Annotated in this window: 14 protein-coding genes and 1 pseudogene; 6 read left to right on the forward strand and 9 right to left on the reverse strand. The window is 70.9% G+C overall.

Translation table 11 applies throughout. The features are described from left to right. Positions 1-26 precede the first annotated feature (26 nt). Entirely contained in the window at positions 27-521 is a 495-nt protein-coding gene (locus QSK31_RS42055; RefSeq protein WP_285690503.1) for a hypothetical protein, read from the forward strand. Between the two features lie 340 nt (positions 522-861). Further along, complete coding sequence (locus QSK31_RS42060) at positions 862-1,671, forward strand: phytanoyl-CoA dioxygenase family protein (protein WP_285690504.1); 810 nt, start codon at positions 862-864, stop codon at positions 1,669-1,671. A gap of 481 nt (positions 1,672-2,152) precedes the next feature. On the opposite strand, the gene QSK31_RS42065 is transcribed toward QSK31_RS42060, so the two are convergent. From QSK31_RS42065 to uvrA, 5 genes are all read right to left on the reverse strand, one after another. Further along, positions 2,153-2,377 carry a hypothetical protein gene (locus QSK31_RS42065; RefSeq protein WP_285690505.1) on the reverse strand — a complete coding sequence of 75 codons (225 nt, stop codon included), beginning with the start codon at positions 2,375-2,377 and terminating at the stop codon, positions 2,153-2,155. Continuing rightward, positions 2,359-2,796: a sensor histidine kinase gene (locus QSK31_RS42070; RefSeq protein ID WP_285690506.1), complete on the reverse strand. Its 438-nt coding sequence runs from the start codon at positions 2,794-2,796 to the stop codon at positions 2,359-2,361. Before QSK31_RS42070 ends, QSK31_RS42065 begins: the two co-directional genes overlap by 19 nt. Positions 2,797-2,834: 38 nt before the next feature. Further along, entirely contained in the window at positions 2,835-3,392 is a 558-nt protein-coding gene (locus tag QSK31_RS42075; RefSeq protein ID WP_285690507.1) for a BON domain-containing protein, read from the reverse strand. Positions 3,393-3,531: 139 nt separating this feature from the next. Beyond that, entirely contained in the window at positions 3,532-3,813 is a 282-nt protein-coding gene (locus QSK31_RS42080) for a hemerythrin domain-containing protein (protein WP_285690508.1), read from the reverse strand. Between the two features lie 342 nt (positions 3,814-4,155). After that, positions 4,156-6,624, reverse strand: a complete 2,469-nt coding sequence (gene uvrA, locus QSK31_RS42085) for an excinuclease ABC subunit UvrA (RefSeq protein WP_285690509.1) — start codon at positions 6,622-6,624, stop codon at positions 4,156-4,158. 855 nt (positions 6,625-7,479) lie between these two features. On the opposite strand from uvrA, the pseudogene QSK31_RS42090 reads away from it, so the two are divergent. Continuing rightward, positions 7,480-7,647: pseudogene (locus QSK31_RS42090) on the forward strand (transposase); the annotation flags it as partial. A gap of 24 nt (positions 7,648-7,671) precedes the next feature. Here QSK31_RS42090 and QSK31_RS42095 read toward each other — a convergent pair. Further along, complete coding sequence (locus QSK31_RS42095) at positions 7,672-7,815, reverse strand: hypothetical protein (RefSeq protein WP_285690510.1); 144 nt, start codon at positions 7,813-7,815, stop codon at positions 7,672-7,674. Positions 7,816-7,863: 48 nt separating this feature from the next. Here QSK31_RS42095 and QSK31_RS42100 point away from each other — a divergent pair, with 48 nt between their 5' ends. Further along, the gene (locus tag QSK31_RS42100) at positions 7,864-8,022 is read left to right on the forward strand and encodes a hypothetical protein (protein WP_285690511.1); all 159 of its coding nucleotides are present in this window, start codon (positions 7,864-7,866) and stop codon (positions 8,020-8,022) included. A 79-nt stretch (positions 8,023-8,101) separates the two neighbouring features. On the opposite strand, the gene QSK31_RS42105 is transcribed toward QSK31_RS42100, so the two are convergent. The 3 genes from QSK31_RS42105 to QSK31_RS42115 all read right to left on the reverse strand — a co-directional run bounded on the left by QSK31_RS42105 (position 8,102) and on the right by QSK31_RS42115 (position 15,742). Continuing rightward, complete coding sequence (locus QSK31_RS42105) at positions 8,102-11,242, reverse strand: S8 family peptidase (RefSeq protein ID WP_285690512.1); 3,141 nt, start codon at positions 11,240-11,242, stop codon at positions 8,102-8,104. A 5-nt stretch (positions 11,243-11,247) separates the two neighbouring features. Then, positions 11,248-14,376: a S8 family serine peptidase gene (locus QSK31_RS42110; protein WP_285690513.1), complete on the reverse strand. Its 3,129-nt coding sequence runs from the start codon at positions 14,374-14,376 to the stop codon at positions 11,248-11,250. Between the two features lie 364 nt (positions 14,377-14,740). After that, positions 14,741-15,742: a LacI family DNA-binding transcriptional regulator gene (locus QSK31_RS42115; RefSeq protein WP_285690514.1), complete on the reverse strand. Its 1,002-nt coding sequence runs from the start codon at positions 15,740-15,742 to the stop codon at positions 14,741-14,743. Between the two features lie 75 nt (positions 15,743-15,817). On the opposite strand from QSK31_RS42115, the gene QSK31_RS42120 reads away from it, so the two are divergent. Both QSK31_RS42120 and QSK31_RS42125 read left to right on the forward strand, forming a co-directional pair. Further along, positions 15,818-16,813 (forward strand): Gfo/Idh/MocA family oxidoreductase, encoded by a 996-nt coding sequence (locus QSK31_RS42120; RefSeq protein WP_285690515.1) that lies wholly within the window; start codon positions 15,818-15,820, stop codon positions 16,811-16,813. Next, a complete protein-coding gene (locus QSK31_RS42125; protein WP_285690516.1) occupies positions 16,810-17,595 on the forward strand; it encodes a TIM barrel protein in 786 nt (261 codons plus the stop codon). Before QSK31_RS42120 ends, QSK31_RS42125 begins: the two co-directional genes overlap by 4 nt. Positions 17,596-17,604: the final 9 nt, after the last annotated feature.

Here is a 17,604-nt window from a genome sequence, read left to right on the forward strand (position 1 = left end):
TCACCACAACTCGACGGAGACATCTGATGAAAGCCGCAACAACTCATCCGTCACTCGATCACAGCCCTGCACCGCGTGAACTGCCCCTGCGGCGCCTGCACCTGCTGCGACTGGGGTACTTGATACTCGGCGGCGGTCTGGTGGCGTACAAATGGCCCCTCCTGTTCAACCACGACCAACCGTGGCCGGTGATGACCAGCGTGGTCACCTGCATGCTGGTGGCGATGTCCCTCCTCGCCTTGCTCGGACTGCGGTATCCGGTACAGATGCTGCCGATCCTGCTGTTCGAGGCGGCCTGGAAACTGATCTGGCTCGCAGCCGTCGCATTGCCACTGTGGCTGGACGACAAGATGGACCCGGACACCTGGGCATCAACCACGGAGATCCTCTGGGTCGCCGTCATCCTGGCCATCATTCCCTGGCGGTACGTCTCCTCGAACTACCTGGTCAGGCGCGGCGACAGGTGGCGCGAAGACGCCCAGCGCACCCGAACCCGGCCTCCCTCAAACGCCCGGACCTGACGACCCTCGGGATCGATCAAGTGCCCGCGATCGACGCGGGATCGTCCAGCACCCGCAGCTGCGCAGCGAAGATGCGCAGGCGAGGAGCACGCGCCGTCGCCCAGCGGTTTCCTCACAGTCAGCGTCGGAGTCGCAACGGCTGTCCCGGGCGGCGGTCTCGCCAAGGAAGACCTGGTCCGGGTCGCCGACGTGTCTCTACACCTACCGGACAGCCGTCCACCGCGCGTCAAACCGGCAGGATCGTTGGCCCCGACGATCACCGGCCCACGCGGACATGCCGAGTTGAGTGCACTCGCCTCGGGTCCCTGTGTTTGACGGACTGAGACGACGGGGCTCCGCGATGGATACCGTGGCGGAAACTCGTTTGTTTCCGCCGTCGGGGGCTGGTTCGATGGCGTCATGCCGGTCGATCAAAACGGTAGCCGACTTTCGCCACGACGGTTTCGTCGTAATCCCCAATGTCTTGTCTGACGAGCAGATCGCGGCGGGTCAGCATTTGGTCGCCAATCTCCTCGCGGCGGACCCTGCCCCCGACGGACACGTCGGCCCCCATTTTCTGTGGCCACGTTTCCCGGCGGATGGGCATCCGCTGCTCGCCTTCTACCGAGAGGTGGGGTTGTCGCGATTGGCCGCGCAGCTGCTGCGGTCGGATCTTGACGTGCAGGAGCCCGACTTCGCGCAGGTCGCGATCACTACGCCGCCGTGGCCGCACCGGCCGGGCGGCCCACACGTTGACGGCCTGACACCGGGCGAGGCTGACGGTCGTCCAGGAACTTTCACCATGTTGGCCGGCATTTGGCTGACAGACCATCGCCAGGAGGACCGCGGCAATCTTTGGATGTGGCCAGGTACGCACGTACGCTTCGGCCGGTATCTCGCCGAGCGCGGAGCCGATGCCCTGACCCGGGTCGAGGACATGAACGACGGGCCTTACCCCAGGATCGAACTGGGAATGCCGACGCAGGCCACCGGAGCAGCCGGAAGCGTTCTGTTCGCGCATTACCTGCTGGCCCATAACGTCGGCAATCATGACGGCGCCACCGGAGACGAACGCCGCGAAACCATCTACTACCGTCTGCTGGCCACCGGCCATCGTGATCGATGGCGCCAAGCAGTCACGGACCCGCTCGCAGAATTCCGCTCAAGCTGACCGCGACAATCTCGGGATCCGTACAGGGAATGCCGCCCGCGACTACGAACGCGACCCGAGCGTGTCCGAGGAACTGATCCGCTGGGCCGATATCAACCAGATGCTGCGCCGTAGCCTCGCTGCTGTCACCGGCTGCCACCCATGCGCCGATCGAGCGCTTCCTGTCCCGCCCCGGCGGCGTCAGCGCCGTACCCGACCTCCAAGGCCACTCTCCCCCTCGGCCGACCGTGAACGCGAGATAACCGCACTGGCGGCGCATGGCTTGTCGAAAACCGAGATTGGAGGCAGATTGTTCGTATGTCCTCTTACCATGCGCACATATGTCCACTTGGCGATGACGAAGGAGAGGGCACGCGACCGCGCCTCAACTGGTCGGCGACATTTCCATCCGAGTCGCCACAATGAAGACTCCTTGGCCGGGCCCGCCGCCGTCGAACTACAGCTCACTGTGGTTCGACGGCGGCGGGAAGATTCCGCCTTGCTACATGAACAAGGCGTCCTTCACAACCTCCATGTAGAAGCGCGAGCTGCGAATCAGATCCTGATCACGGTCGACAACCAGGACAATGACGCCGCGCTCAGCTTTCCCGTCCTCGTCGTAGAAATGCCACTCCCCCCACACCTCGTCGGCCACCACCACCGAATGCACAATCTCGGCCTGGACCGTCGGCCGCTGCTCGAACCTCATCACCTGGTTGAGCCGCACGTTCTCCCGGCCAGTGCCGCACGGGCACGCTCGCGCATGCCGATCAGCCCGTAACCGTCCGATCCGGCCGGGCCGGGGCGGGCGCCGGTGTTCAACACGTGAGCGGAGAAGGTGTCCTTGGCGTACGCCAGGGTAATCGTGACGACGGGGTGTACCGCGTGTTTGGTGATGTTGGTCAGGGCCTCCTGGACGACGCGGAAGACGGTGAGCTCGACCAGCGGGGGCAGCGACCCGCGCGGCCCGTAGGTATGCAGGGTGACGTCGATCCCGGCCGCCCAGCAGGCCTCGATCAACTCAGGAAACTGGGCCAGGCCCGGCGCCGGCTCGGCGACCCCGGAGGGAGGATCGTCGTCGGAGTCGCGGAGCAAACCCACGGTCGCCTTGAGCTCCCGCAGCGCGGCGGACGTGGAGCTGCCCAACTCGGCGAGCAGCCCGCGGGCCTGCTCGGGGCGCTTCGTCAGGAGCTCGTGACGTGGATCCGTTTCGCGTCCGTCTCGGCCGTACGCACCAGGGCGCCCTCGATCTTCTCCCTGAGCTCGTCGGGCGACGGGCCGGTACGCCGCCGGACCGTGATGAGGTTGCTGACCCCCTTGACACCGATGAGGTTACGGACGACCCGTTGCGCCTCACACCGCTCATAGTCCCAGTCCACCTCACCGCGCAGGGTGACCCAGCCGCCGGACACCGAGACCTTCACCCTGTCGTCCGGCACGAGAGTGTCCGACTCGAGCGCCCGGGCGACGGATTGCGCCAGATCGACGTCGGTTCGTTCGTGGGCGGAGGCCAGCCGTACCTCGATGTCGTTGACCACGGCCTTGACCCCGCGGACGCGTAGCGCCGCACGCTCGGCGGCCCACTTCTTGCTGAAGGTGCTCACCGCGCCGGTCAATGTCGTCACGCCGTTCTCCACGGTCACGCCGATCTCAGCCGGTGCCACCTCGGCGTCCCACGTCATTTCACGCAGCACCTCACGCTCGATGTCCTCGTCCGTCCGCGTGGTAACTGTGTCTGCCATGCCGTCCTCCCATTCCCATGCGTTCGTACGTCAGCAGTACCGGCCCGCTGTCGGCGCCGAAAGGCACGGGCCGTCTCGACTCTCCGCCCGGACCGGATGAGCCCGGCTCACCCACGGCGGGGTATAAGCGCGCTGCGCCTCAGGACCAGCCGGCGAGAGCATCGCGGACGCGTTCCGCCGTCTGTGCCATGGCCCGCGGTCCAGCCGTCGTCGCGTCCCGCGGACCGGCGTCGGCGGCCGCCTCGGCGGCGGCGCGGAGCACCCGGCCCATCTCCCTGCGTTCCGGCATCGGGACGCTCCTGCGAAGCTGCGGGAACGCCTCCCGCTCCTCGCGGCGGCAGTGGGCGCTCACCAGGGCTCGCAGGCCGTCAATCCGGTCGTCGAGGTGGCCGTGGGCGGCGGCTCGCACGGCGTCGGACAACGCGTCGCTGATCCGGCTCTCCTCGTCGAGAAGACGGCCGGCCAGATTGTCGTCCGGACGCAGCCGGCGCCGGTCGGTAAGCTCGGCGGTTCAGGCAGGCCCTGACCTATCACTTCCTGGGGCTGACAAGCTTGACGACGAACGCGAGGCTGGTGCTGGAAGTGGTCACACCAAGCACGTTAGGCCGTCGGCCGACGCTTGACAGGTGGCTGAATTGCCAACAACAGGCAAGGTCGACGTCGGCTCGGTGGACGCGATCATCAGCATCGCCGAGTTGCACCGACGGATCATCGAAGCGATCGAGCACGGCATGAAGCGCTGACGGGCGGGGAGGCCACACGCTCAGGAACGTCCGAGGCGGCGCGCCAGATGGCGCCCGGTCGCACTGTCCCCGGCCTCGGCGATCGCGGCGGGAGGGCCCGTCGCGACGACCTGGCCGCCCGCGTCCCCACCGCCCGGGCCGAGATCGATGACCCAGTCGGCGCCGGCGATCGTGTCCAGGTCGTGCTCGACCAGGACGACGGTGTTGCCGGCGTCGACGAGCCGGTGCAGCTGCCGCAGCAGCAGCGCGATGTCCGCGGGGTGCAGCCCCGCGGTCGGCTCGTCGAGCAGGTAGAGCGCGTGGCCGCGGCGCGCCCGCTGCAACTCGGTGGCCAGCTTGATGCGCTGGGCCTCGCCACCGCTGAGCTCGGTCGCCGGCTGGCCCAGCCGCAGATAGCCCAGCCCCACCTCCCGGAGCGTCTCAAGGCTCCGGGAGGCGGCCGGTAGGTGGGCGAGGAACTTGGCGGCGTCGTCGACGGACATCGCCAGCACGTCCGCGATGTTCTTGCCGCGGTAGGTCACCTCCAGCGTCTCCGCGTTGTACCGCGCGCCGTGGCATTCCGGGCACGGCGCGTAGGTCCCGGGCAGGAACAGCAGTTCGACCGCGACGAACCCCTCGCCCTGGCACGTCTCGCACCTGCCTTCCGCGACGTTGAAGGAGAACCGCCCGGCCGCGTACCCGCGCGCCTGCGCCTCGTCCGTCGCCGCGTACAACTTGCGCACCGCGTCGAACATCCCGGTGTAGGTGGCCAGATTGGACCGGGGCGTGCGGCCGATGGGCCGCTGGTCGACCCGGACCAGCCGGTCGAACGAGTCGAGCCCTGCCGCGTCCAGCACGTCGACGTCGAGCACCGCCTCGTCGGGCTCGTCGCTCGCCAGCCCGAGGTGGACGCGCACGACCTCGGCAAGGACCTGCGTGACCAGCGTCGACTTCCCGGAACCGGACACCCCGGTCACCGCGGTCAGCACCCGGAGCGGCACGTCGACGGACACGCCGTGCAGGTTGTGGCGGGAGACGCCGCGCAGGTGCAGCCAACCCTGGGGCGTACGCGGTCGATGGTCGAGCGACTCGGCCCGGCCGAACAGGTACCGGCTGGTGGCGGACTCCTCGATTGGTTCGAGGCCGGGGACCGGACCGCTGTACAGCACGCGTCCGCCGCTCTCGCCCGCGCCGGGGCCGATGTCGACCACCCAGTCCGCCCGGCGGACCACGTCCATGTCGTGCTCCACGACGAACAGCGAGTTGCCCGCCGCCTTCAGCCGGTCCAGCACGTCCAGCAGCGGCTCCGCGTCGGCCGGGTGCAGACCCGCGGAGGGCTCGTCGAGCACGTAGACGACCCCGAACAGCCCCGAACGCAACTGGGTGGCGATACGCAGGCGCTGCGCCTCGCCTGGCGACAGCGTCGTCGAGCGGCGCCCGAGGCTGAGGTACCCCAGGCCGAGGTCGAGCAGCACCTCGACGCGCGCGACCAGGTCGGCGCAGAGCCGGACCGCGACCTCGGTCGTCTCCCCGGACCGGGCGGTCGGCGTGGCCGCACCGGCCCCGGACATCCCCGCGGCGGGCCGCAGGAGCGCCACGACGGCGGCGAGGGGCATCGCGTTGACGTCGGCGATGGTGCGGCCGGCGAAGGTCACCGCGAGTGCCTCCGGGCGCAGGCCGCTGCCGTGGCACACCGGGCAGGGCACGCTCCGGACGAACCGCATCGCCCGCTCGCGCATCCGGTCGCTCGTGGAGTCGGCGAGCACGTGCATGACGTGCCGGCGGGCGCTCCAGAACTTCCCGTAGTAGCCGCTGTCGATGCGGTCACGCTCGGGCTCGACGAGGACGGACGGCTGCTCGTCGGTGTAGAGCAGCCAGTCCCGGTCCTTCTTGCTGAGCTTGCGCCACGGCCGGTCGATGTCGATCCCCAGGCCGCTCACGACGCTGCGCAGGTTGGCGCCCTGCCAGGCGCCCGGCCAGGCCGCGATGGCCCCGTCGCGGATGCTCAGCGACGGGTCCGGGACGAGCAGTTCCTCGGCGACGTCGTGCACGACGCCCAGTCCTTGACACCGTGGGCAGGCGCCGGCCGCGGTGTTGGGGGAGAACGCCTCGGCCTCCAGCCGCGGGGCGTCCGGCGGGTAGGTCCCGGCACGCGAGTAGAGCATCCGCAGCAGGTTGGACAGCGTGGTGATGGTGCCGACCGTCGACCGCGAGCTGGGTGCCCCGCGACGCTGCTGCAGGGCCACGGCCGGGGGCAGGCCGGTGATCTCCTGCACGTGCGGCGCACCGACCTGCTGCAACAGCCGGCGCGCGTACGGCGCGACGGACTCGAAGTACCGGCGCTGCGCCTCGGCGTAGAGCGTGCCGAAGGCCAGCGACGACTTGCCCGATCCGGAGACGCCGGTAAAGGCGACCATGGCGTCGCGGGGAATGTCGACGTCGACGTTCCGAAGATTGTTCTCCGCGGCGCCCCGTACACGTACGAACCGGTCATCAACGTCGTTTTCCACAGGGTCTGCGTACCCTCGTCGGCGGCGCCGAATCACCGCTGTTGAGGCGCCGGGGTCTCGTGGACAGCTGGAACACGGCTTCTCGCTGGTAACGGCAGACAATCCCGCTGACTCCCGGCACTCCGGCATGACTCAGCCGCCGCCAGTTGAACGCCGACCGTGCCTGATCATCATGTACCGACCGGTGCGTCAGACGCCGCGAAGACCGCCAACGGCCCGAGCAGAGCGGTCTTGCCGCCGTCGCAGTCCTTCATCTGTCACTTCGCCGCGTCGTTCGGTCAGGCCGTCGGTGTAGCCGACAAGCACGGCGCCGACCGGCAGGTCCAGGGTCGGTCGAAGTAGGTGAGGACCTCGGCGGGCCGGTCACTGATCAACGCGTACGTGCGCCGAGTAACGATCCGATGCCCCTCGCCGCAGAACAGCGCTGACGACCTCGCTGGACCCTACATCGGTGACGACGATCGGTTTACGCGGTCGGCCACCCGGCCGGCGAATCCCTGCCCGACCGCGAGCCGGAACCCTTGCCACACCTCGTCCTCCCGACCTCGGGCGACGGTGGCGACCAGCGGGCCGGCGTGGACATCGAGCAACAGCACTGCACGGTGGGACCTCATGCGCGGCTCGCAGGACGGGAAGGCCGATCTCCATCTCCGAGTCGAACAGGACGGAAGGGCCGTCTGGCGCGGCACAGACCCTGAACTTCCCCACCCCGCAGAAGTGCTGGAATCGCTCGACGGCCGGTTCCGCTATCTCGAGATGAACGAGGACGGCTCTCGTCCCGGCCTGCGGACTGCGCAGTTGGGCGCCGTCCACGCGTTGGGGGTGTTGGGTGGGGGTGGGTAGTTTCATGCTTCAGTGACTCCGGATGAGCTTTCTGTTGTGCGGCAACGCTTGGAGGCGTTCGCTGCGGACGTGTTCGCGTCCTTGGCCCGGTCTGATCAGCGGGTGAAAGGCGGAACGTATCTGCGTGGGCCGCTGCTGGACGGGCGGCGTAAGTCGATGCGGCCGATGGCGGCCCGGCTCGGGGGTCCGTCGACTCTCGCCGGGTCAGACGCCGTGGGTCCAGAACTCCTCGGCTGAGCCCGTGAACGTCCCCGGGTCACCTGCGAGGAAGAACTCGTCCCACGTCGGTCCGTCGGAGAGCTCCCAGTGCTCGACGGCCACGCCGTCGGAGAAGCGCCACGCGCCCATGCCGACGCGGGTCCATTTCCATTCGCCGCGCGAGGTGCGGAACGTCCCGTGGACGATGCCGTAGTGGTCGTCGGCGAGGATCTGGTCGAACTCGAGGGGTTCGACGTTGGCGTCGGCCAGGCTCGCCCGCTGCTTCGTGTAGCGGCGCAGGCCAGCCAGGTCATGGGATCCGCCCAGTACAGCGCCTGGGTCCGCAAGCCGAGCTGACCGACGCCACCGAGGTGCCCCCGCCGGACGCCATCAGTCGGTGACGTGACCGTGTGGGTGCGCTCCGGAGACGCGCACGTCAGCCGGCGCCGGCAAGCTGGTGGTGCGCGGGCCCGGCGGACGCGGGATCCTGCAGCGCATAGGCCCTGATGATCGTGACCGAGCCCGTGTTGCCGCGGCTGTCGGTGACCGTTCCTCGCAGGGACACGTGACCGGGTCCGGCCGGGTGATCGACCAGGATCCGGCCGTCCCGGACCGGCACGGAAGCCCAGGTGGCGCCGTCGTCAAACGAGACCTGGGCGGTGAGGGCGCTCGGCTTGCCGGCTCCGCTTCTCGGGTACGACTGGACCGTCACCGGCACGGCGTACGCCTGCCCGCCGGGCGCGGCGCCCGCGGCGTCCAGTTCCGGCCTGAAACGCGGCACCGACAACGGCAGCGGCGTGGCGGCGCCGGTGCGCGCCGACCGGAAGTCCCAGCTCGCGTCGACGCCGTCGGCCTGCCGCTCCAGGCGGTATCGGCCCCGCTCTGCCGGCAAGGTGAAGGCGCCGTCGGGGCCGGGGCTGATCTCGCCCGGCACATCCAGTCGGCTCATCCGGGTGGTGACCGCCGAGGCCGGGCTCCAGACCCGGTTGCCGGCCGAGTCGCCGAGCAGCCCGGTCTGCGCCGGGACCCGCACCACGTCGCGCGTGCGGGACAGGTCGTTGCCGTCGCCGATCCAGGTCAGCGACGGCCCGAAGACCGGGGCCAGCGGCGTCGACACCTGCACCGTGCCGGGCCGGTAGCCGACCGGCGGGGCGTACGCGAACTGCTTGCCCAGGAAATCCGGGCCGGTGTGGATGAACTGGCTCCGCCAGCGCACGCTCTCCCGCGTGGTCGTCACCCGACGCCGGATCCGGGTGGCGCCCGGCACGTCGATCTGGACGCCGAACCCGGAGTCCGTCACGCTCCTCGTCGACCCCATGGTGCTCAGGACGATGACGTGGTCGCCGGCCGGGGTCGCGGGCAGCCGCTCGTCGATCAGCGCCATCCTGCTCGGGTCCACGCGCCTGGTGAGCCGGGCCGGGATGATCGGGAAGCTCCAGCCGAGGCTGTAGACCTGGGTGTCGGCGGTGCTGACCGGGGTGGCCCAGACGCTCATGATGTCCAGGCTGGGACCCTCGCCGCCGAGGCGCAGCGGAACGCCCAGCCCGCCGAATCCGCCGGACGCCCCGATGACCAGGTCGAGCCCGTGACCCTGCGGGCCCTTGTGCACCATCCGCGCCGTGCCGAACTGCTCGGTCAGACCGGCCGCACCGGCCGGCCGGAGGTCCACCACCGAGGAGCGGCGGCCGTCGATCTCGATCGTCCTGTCCCGGTCGAGGGTCAGCTCGGGGTACGCCAGGTAGGCGGCCTCGGCCTCGTTGTCGACCTGCGCGACGGCGCCGTACTGCCCGCCGTCGATCCTGGTCCTGAACGTCCCGTCGTCGTTGATCCTGATCCAGTCCTGGCTCCCCGGGGCGTCGGTCCGGTACAGGCCGAGGTAGCCGCCGATCGGGTTCCCGGCCGAGTCGCGCACGGTGCCGCCCAGGTCGAACTTGGCGTCCTCGTAGAGCACGTCGAGCGGGGTGCGGACCACGGTGGACCCGGCCGTCGCGACCAGGGCGCCCTGGACCCGCCCGTACGCGTCGCCCAGGCCCGAGGTGTCGGCCGCGACGCCGACCGTGGTCGTGTCGCCGGCCGCGACCGTCACCTGCGACGGGGTGGCGCGGAAGACGCCCGGGGCGTTGACGTCGAAGGACAGGTCGAGAGTGACCGCCTCGGCGCCGGGGTTCGCGTAGGTGACCGTACGCTCGATCGGTTTGTCGTCGTCGTGCGGCCAGCTCTGGGTGCCGAAGGAGACGCCGGCGGGCGAGGCGGTGACGGTCTGGCCGATCGCCCGGGTGAGGTCGACCCGGCCGGCGCCCTGCTCGAGGACGCTCCCGCCGACCGGCGCCGCGGCCGAGCCCATCAGCAGCGCCTTGAGCTTGCCGCCGGAGAGGCCGGGGTGCTGTTGGGCGAGCAGCGCGGCGGCCCCGGCCACGTGCGGGGTGGCCATCGAGGTGCCGCTCATCGCGACGTGCGTGTCGTCGACCGGCGTGCCGAGGTAGCCGTGGGCGGCCTTGGCCGCGGCGATCTCGACGCCGGGGGCGGAGATCTCGGGCTTCAGCACGGCGCCGGTCGGGTCGGGGCCGCGGCTGGAGAACGGCGCGGTCCGGTCCTCGCGGTCCACCGCGGCCACCGAGAGCGCGGCCTCCGCGGTGCCCGGGCTGCCCAGCGTCGACTCCCCCGGGCCCTCGTTGCCGGCCGCCGTGACGAACAACGTCCCCTTCTGGGCGGAGATCCGGTTGATCGCCTCCTCCAGCGGATCGATGCCGGGGGTGGGATCGCCGCCGAGGCTCATGTTGACGATCCGGGCGCCGCTGTCGCCGGCCCACTCGATGCCGGCCAGGATCGCCGAGTCGGTGCAGTACCGGCCCTCGCAGACCTTGCCGATGAGCAGCCGCGCGTCCGGCGCCACGCCGCGGTACCTCGGATCGTTGCTCGCGATCGTGGCGGCGACGTGGGTGCCGTGGCCGACCGTGTCGTCGGTGCTCGGGTCCGCGGTGAAGTTGCGCGTCCCGGCGATCCGGCCCCGCAGGTCGGCGTGGGTGTGGTCGACGCCGGTGTCGAGCACCGCGACGGTCACGCCGGCGCCGGTGTACCCGGCGGCCCAAGCGGCCGGCGCGCCGATCTGCGCCACGCTCCGGTCGAGGCTGATCCTCCGCTTGCCGTCGAGCCAGATCTTCGCCCTCGGGGCGGCGCTCCTGAGCGCCACGGCGCCGTCGGCCGCGCCGGTGGTCGACCATCCGTTCTGGACCAGGACCGGGGTACGGCTCCGGTAGCCGAACTCCGTCAGCGAGGTGACGTCGAACAGCCGCTTGTCCAGCCGCCCGCTGGTGATGCCGCCGCGCTGGTCACTGGGCACGACGTACAGGTGGCCGTCCTCGCGGGTCAGCTGGAAGGTCACGCGGCTGCGGCCGGGCCCCTCGGCCACGGTGACGGCGCCGCCGTCGAAGAGCGTGACGCGGTCGCCGGTGATCAGCGTGACCTCGTCCTTCACCGGCATCCCGGTCGCGGGCGTGGACGCCGAGGCGGACGCCGGCAGCGCCGGGACCAGCGCGGCGGCGGTGAGGAGGGCGGCGATCGAGGGAAGGACGCGCATGCGGCTCACCCGTTCAGGTCGTAGGCGCGGAGGATGGTCACCGTTCCGGTGTTGCCGTGCGAGTCAGTCACGGTCGCGCGCAGGGAGACGTGGCCCGGGCCGGCCGGGTGCCGCAGCGTGATGCGACGGCCCTTGACCGGCGCGGCGGTCCAGGTGGCGCCGTCGTCGTAGGAGATCTCCGCGGCGATGCGGCGCGTCTCCCCGGCGCCCGGGTAGGAGCGGACGCTCACCGGCACGGTGAACCGCTGCCCGCCCGGCGCGCCGCCGCCCGCGTCCAGCCGGGGCTCGAAGTGCGGTGCCGAGAGCGGCAGCAGCGTACGGGCCGCGTCGCTGTGCGCGGAGGTGAACTCCCAGGTCGCTTCGACACGGGTACTCGAGGTGAAGCCAGCCGGGGGCGTGCCGGTCATCGCGAGGCGGTAACGCCCCGGCTCGGGCGGCAGCGGGAAGCGGCCGTTCGCGTCGGCGGCGATCTCGCCGGGAACGTCGAGGCGGCTCATCGTCGTTGCGTACGAACCGGCCGGGATCCAGCCGACGTTGCCCGCGCTGTCGCCGAACAGCGCGTACCGGGCCGGCGCGGCCACCGTGTCGTCGGCGTACCGAGCCAGATCGGCGCCCTCGCCGACCGGGGTGAGAGCCGGGCCGTACACCGGCCGCCACGGCGCGAGCCGCTCGACGGTCCCGAGGCGACGGCCGATCGGCGGGGAGGCCGCGGTCCACCTGTTCGCGTAGGTGGGCGTGCGCTCGTCGAACCGGTAGGCCCCGAGGAGGCCGTCGGCCCGGGCCGGGAAGAACGTCCGGACCTGTCTGGCGCCGGTGAGCTCGACCCCCTGGCCGGCGCCCTGCTCCCGGCGACGGGCAGAGTACAAGAACGCCCATTGGAGGTACGCGTTGCCGGGCTCGACCGCGGGCGGCGTGACCTCGGACTCGGCCAGCGTCGTCACGTCGACGTGGCGGGTCCAGCCGGTCGGCAGCCGATCCGTGAAGTACGAGCCCAGTGGGTAGACGCGGGCGTCGGCCGCGCCGGGGGCGGTGGTCCAGGTGCTCATCAGGTAGCCCCACAGCTCACCCTTGGCCGGCGGCGGCCCGGCCACGCCCACCCGGTGCGCGAACGTGGTGAACCCGCCGCAGCAGGCGCTGAACGAGTAGCTCATGCCCCAGCCCTGCGCGCTGCGGTTCTCCACTGAGTAGCCGCCCAGCGCCTCGGTCACGCCGTCGTCGCCGACCGGGCGCACGTCGATCGGGCTCGCCTCGCGGGCGTCCAGCGTGAGCTCCTGGTCGTGGTCGGCGTTGATCTCGGGCAGCCACAGGTCCGCGCTGCTGTCCGCGCCGAAGACGGAGGCGACCATCGCGTACCGGCCCCGCGGCAGGCGCAGCTGGACGACGCCGTTCTCGTCGGGGCGTGGGTGTGTCTGGTACTGGTACGCGTCCTTGCGGGCGAAGCTCGTGAACAGCGACCGCGCGGGCGCGCCGTCGGTGTCCAGGATCTGCACGCTCAGGTCGTACGCCTCGGCCTCGTTGAGAATCTCGAAGGGTGTCCGCACCCGGGTGTCACCGGAGGCGGCGACCACGGCCCCGTCGACCCGACCGTACGTCGCGCCGAGAGCGCCCGTGTCGGCCTCGACCCGGACCCCGGCCGTGGCGCCGGGTTCGATCGTGACCCGCGACGGTGTGACGGTGAAGGCGCCGGCCGGGGCGGGGCTGTCGATCGTCAGGTCGAGGGTGACCGCGTCCGGGCCGGCGTTGGCATAGGTCACCGTACGCTCGATCGGCTTGTCGTCGGTGTGCGGCCAGCGCTGCGTCCCGAAGGAGAGGCCGACCGGCGAGGCCACGACCCGCGTGTGGATCGCCCGGGCGAGATCGACCCGGCCAGCGCCCTGGGTCAGGACCGGCACGCCGGCCGTGGGCTCGGCCGAGGCCATCAGCGCCGCCTTGATGCGCTCGCCGGTCCAGTCCGGATGCTGCTGCGCGAGGAGCGCGGCCGCGCCCGCGGCGTGCGGGGTGGCCATCGAGGTGCCGGACATCGCGACGTGGGTGTCGTCGACGGGCGTGCCGAGGGTGCCGTGCGCGGCCTTCGCGGCGGCGATGCCCACACCCGGCGCGGAGATCTCCGGTTTGATCGCGCCACCGTCGGCGCGGGGGCCGCGGCTGGAGAACGCGGCCGCCTCGTCATCACGGTCGACGGCCGCCACGGCCAGGGCAGCGTCCGCCGAGGCCGGGCTGGACACCGTCGACTCGTACGGCCCGTCGTTGCCCGCCGCGACGACGAACAGCATCCCCTTCTCCGCCGAGTAGCGCTCAACGGCCTGCTCGAGCGGGTCGAGGCCGGGAGAGTCGGCACCACCCAGGCTCAGGTTGACGATCTTCGCGCCACGGGCGGCGGCCCAGTCGACGCCCGCCAGGATCGCCGAGTCCGGGCAGTACCGGTCCGGGCAGACCTTGCCGATCAGAAGCCGCGCGTCCGGAGCGACACCCCGGTAGGTGGCGCCGTCGCTCGCGATGGTGGACGCGACGTGGGTGCCGTGCCCGACCTTGTCGTCGGTGTCCGACCCGCCGGTGAGGTCGGCCGACTCGGCGATCCGGCCGGCCAGGTCCGGGTGGGTGGCGTCGACGCCGCTGTCCAGGACCGCGACCTTCACCCCGGCGCCGGTGTAGCCGGCGGCCCACGCGACCGGCGCGCCGATCTGCGGCACGCTACGGTCGAGGCTCACCGCCCGCTTACCGTCGAGCCAGATCCTCGTGCCCGCCTTCGCCGCCGCGAGCGCCGCAGCGCCGTTCCCCACCGGCGAGACCGACCGTCCGTTCTGGACCAGGACCGGGGTGTTCCCGCGGTACCCGAACTCCTCGAGCGCGGTGACGTCGAACAGCCGCCGGTCGACCCGCCCCGAGGCGATGGCGGGCTCCTGGTCGGCCGGGACGACGAACGTGTGCCCGTCCTCCACAGTGGTCCGGTAGGCGACGTTCCGGCGGCCCGGCCCCGGATCCAGCCGGACCGGCCGGTCGGGGGCGAGCGTGACCCGGTCGCCGGTGATCAGCGTGATCGCCTCGACGGCCGGTGCGGGCGCCGCGGACGCGGGCGGGGTGGGTGCCAGCGTCGCGACGAGGACGGCCGCGGCCAGCGGCGGGAGCACGCGCATGCGCCCACTTCAGCCTATCCATCGATGTAAGTCAATAAGTAACCTTTACTGTCGTGCGATTCGCGTCCTGGCTACGACGACCATCGCCGCAGGGCGGGTGCCGCGCGACGTCGGCCCTTGTCGAACGATCGACGACCATGCCGACCACTCAACGGAGCCGGGGCCAGAGAGCCACGCACGTCGATCGTCAGCCGAGACACATCAGGGTCTCTCGAAACCGTCCCACTTCATCTCGCAAGCCACGGACCTGCTGCCCGGCTCAGGCACCGCCCGGACCAGGTCAACAGGCCGGCTCAGCACGCGAGTTCCTCCCCTGCTCGCAACCCCTGACGCTAACCTCGCCGCCGGGGCTTTGATCTACGCCTCAGGCTGCGGGTGGCGCGGTCGTTCCTCTGATGATCAGCTGGGGTGCGACGATCAAGGCTCGGTTGGTGAGTTCGCTGCCGTCGATGCGGGCGATCGCGCGGTCGACGGCCAGCCTCGTCATCTCGGTGGTGTCTTGGGCGATCGTGGTCAGGTTGATGTGGGCGAGGCGGGCGAGGTGGCTGTCGTCGTAGCCGACGACGCTGATGTCTTCCGGGACGCGCAGGCCGGCGCGGGTCAGGACGTCGAGGACACCTGTTGCGCTGCGGTCGTTGAAGACCGTGATCGCGGTCGGCCGGTCTCCCTCGTCGAGCAGGCGGCGGGCCGCTGCGGCGCCGTCTTCCTCTGAAAGGCCACCTTCGATGATGCGGTTGTGAGTATCCAGACTGTGCGCGGCCATCGCTTCGCGGTATCCGCGCCGCCGGTCCGCCGCGCCGGGCGCACGTCCGCCGTCGATGTGGGCGATGCGCTGGTGGCCCAGCCCGTTCAGGTACTCGACGGCCTGGCGCAGTCCTTCGTCGTCGGCGGTACGGATGACGTCGGTGACCCGGACGTTGCGGGCCAGGACGATGACCGGCAGCCGGGCCGCGAGCTTGGCCAGCTCGGCAGCCGGTGTCCGCGGCCCGCACATGATCAGGGCCTCGCACCGGTCTTGGAGCATCCCTGCGGTCGCCTCGGCCTCGTCCCGGTCCGGGGTGACGGCGCTGAGCGCCAGCTCGTACCCGCGGTCGCGGGCGGCCGTGTACAGCGCAGTGACCAGGTCGAGGTGGAAGGCGTGCTGGATGCCGAACACGACGCCGAGCAGCCGGCTGCGGCCGCTGCGCAACAATCTCGCCCGGCTGTCCGGGTGATAGCCGAGCTGGTCGGCGGCCTGGAGGACCCGGCGCCGCGTTTCGGGGCCGGCACCGGGCTCGTCGCGCATCACCAGAGACACCAGCGACTTGGACACCCCGGCGTGAGCGGCTACGTCGGCAAGGGTCGGCCGGGCCTCTGCGTTCGCCATCTGCACATCGTATGACTGGAACGTTCCAGGGCCAACTCTTGACGCCGCCTACCGCCGTGGCTCACCCTCGATCGCATGGAACGTTCCAGTGAGATCGGTGTTGCAGTGATCGGAGCGGGCCGGATGGGCCTGTTCCACGCGGAGACCGTGAGTCGGCGCTTGCCCGGCGCTCGGCTGGTGGCCGTCGCCGATCCGGTGGGCGGCGAGGACCTCGGCGCTGACCGGCACTACACCGATGCTGACCAGGTGTGGGCCGACTCAGAGGTCGACGCGGTAGTGATCGCCGCCCCGGCGCGGTTGCACGCCGACCTCGTCGTCGCGGCGGCTCGAGCGGGAAAGAGCGTGTTCTGCGAGAAGCCGATGTCGCTGACCTTGGACGACGCCGACCGCGCCGTCGCTGCGGCACAGGTTGCGGGGGTGGTGTTGCAAGTGGGTTTCCAGCGGCGGTTCGCCGCCGACTGGGCGGCTGCCCGGGCTCTGCTGGACGCCGGCCAGATCGGTACGCCGCGGCTGCTGCGGTCGCTGACTCGCGACCCCGGCGGCTTCGATCCAGCCCGCGTCCCACCGAACACGATCTTCTTCGAGACGCTCATCCACGACTTCGACGTGCTGCGGTTCCTCAACCCGGGCGCGGCCGCCGTCGAGGTGTACGCCGTCGCCGAGGCGCTGGTCGAGCCGCAGTGGCGCGACCGCGGTCTCCGCGACACAGCCGCGGTCATGGTCAAGTTCGACAACGGCGCGACCGGCTTCGCCGAGGCTTGCTTCCAGACCACCTACGGCCACGACGTTCGCGCCGAGGTGTTCGGCTCGGCGGGCACCGCGACGGTGGGCGACGCACGCCGCACCGCGATGACCTTTTCCGGTTCCGGCGGGCGCACGATCGCCACCGTGCAGAGCGACCAAGAGCTGTTCGGCGCTGCCTACGTCGCCGAGCTCACCGCGTTCATCGAGGCCGTCCGCACCGGCACACCGCCACTGGTCACTGGCCACGACGCACGCGAGGCTCTCGCAATCGCCCTCGCTGCCGCCGAGTCGGCGGCCTGCGGCCAGCCTGTGCGGGTGACGGCGTGACCGGCTTCCGCTTGGCCGTCTGCGCCGAGATGATGTTCCTCGACCTGCCGTTCCCCGAGCGCGTCGCGCGGATCGCCGAACTCGGGTTCGAGGCCGAGATGTGGAACTGGGCCGATAAGGACATCGACGCTCTGGTCAAGACCGGCGCGACCGTGTCGTCGATGACCGGCTACCTGACCGGCACGCTCGCCGACCCCGCCGGCGCCGATGAACTCCTGCGGACCGCACAACAGTCCTTGCAGATCGCCGAGCGCCTCGACTGCCCGCGGCTCAACATCCACGGCACCGGACTGGACGGCCAAGGACTCCCGGTGGTGCCGGCCGCCGTCGTGACACCGCAGATGTGGCTCACCGCCGCCCATACCCTGGCCCGACTGGCCGAGCTGGGCGAACGAGCCGGCCGCGTCTTCACCCTGGAAAACCTGAACACTGCCGTCGACCACCCCGGCACACCCTTCGCGCGAGCCGAGGACACTCTCGCCCTCGTCGAAGCCGTCGGTAGCCCTCACCTACGACTCAACCTCGACCTCTACCACGCGCAAATCGGCGAGGGGAACCTCATCCAACTGGTGGAGCGGGCACTGCCGTTCATCGGCGAGATCCAGGTCGCGGACGTGCCCGGCCGGCAAGAGCCCGGTACCGGCGAGATCCACTATCCGGCGGTGGCCTCGGCGCTCGACCGCCTCGGTTACCAGGGAGTGGTCGCCCTGGAAGGCTGGGCATCTGATGACTCCGAGATGGCACTCCAGCGGTTCCGCGAGGCCTTCGCCACCGTGAACTAACGAGGGCTG

Source organism: Actinoplanes sp. NBRC 103695 (assembly GCF_030269485.1).
GTDB lineage: Bacteria > Actinomycetota > Actinomycetes > Mycobacteriales > Micromonosporaceae > Actinoplanes.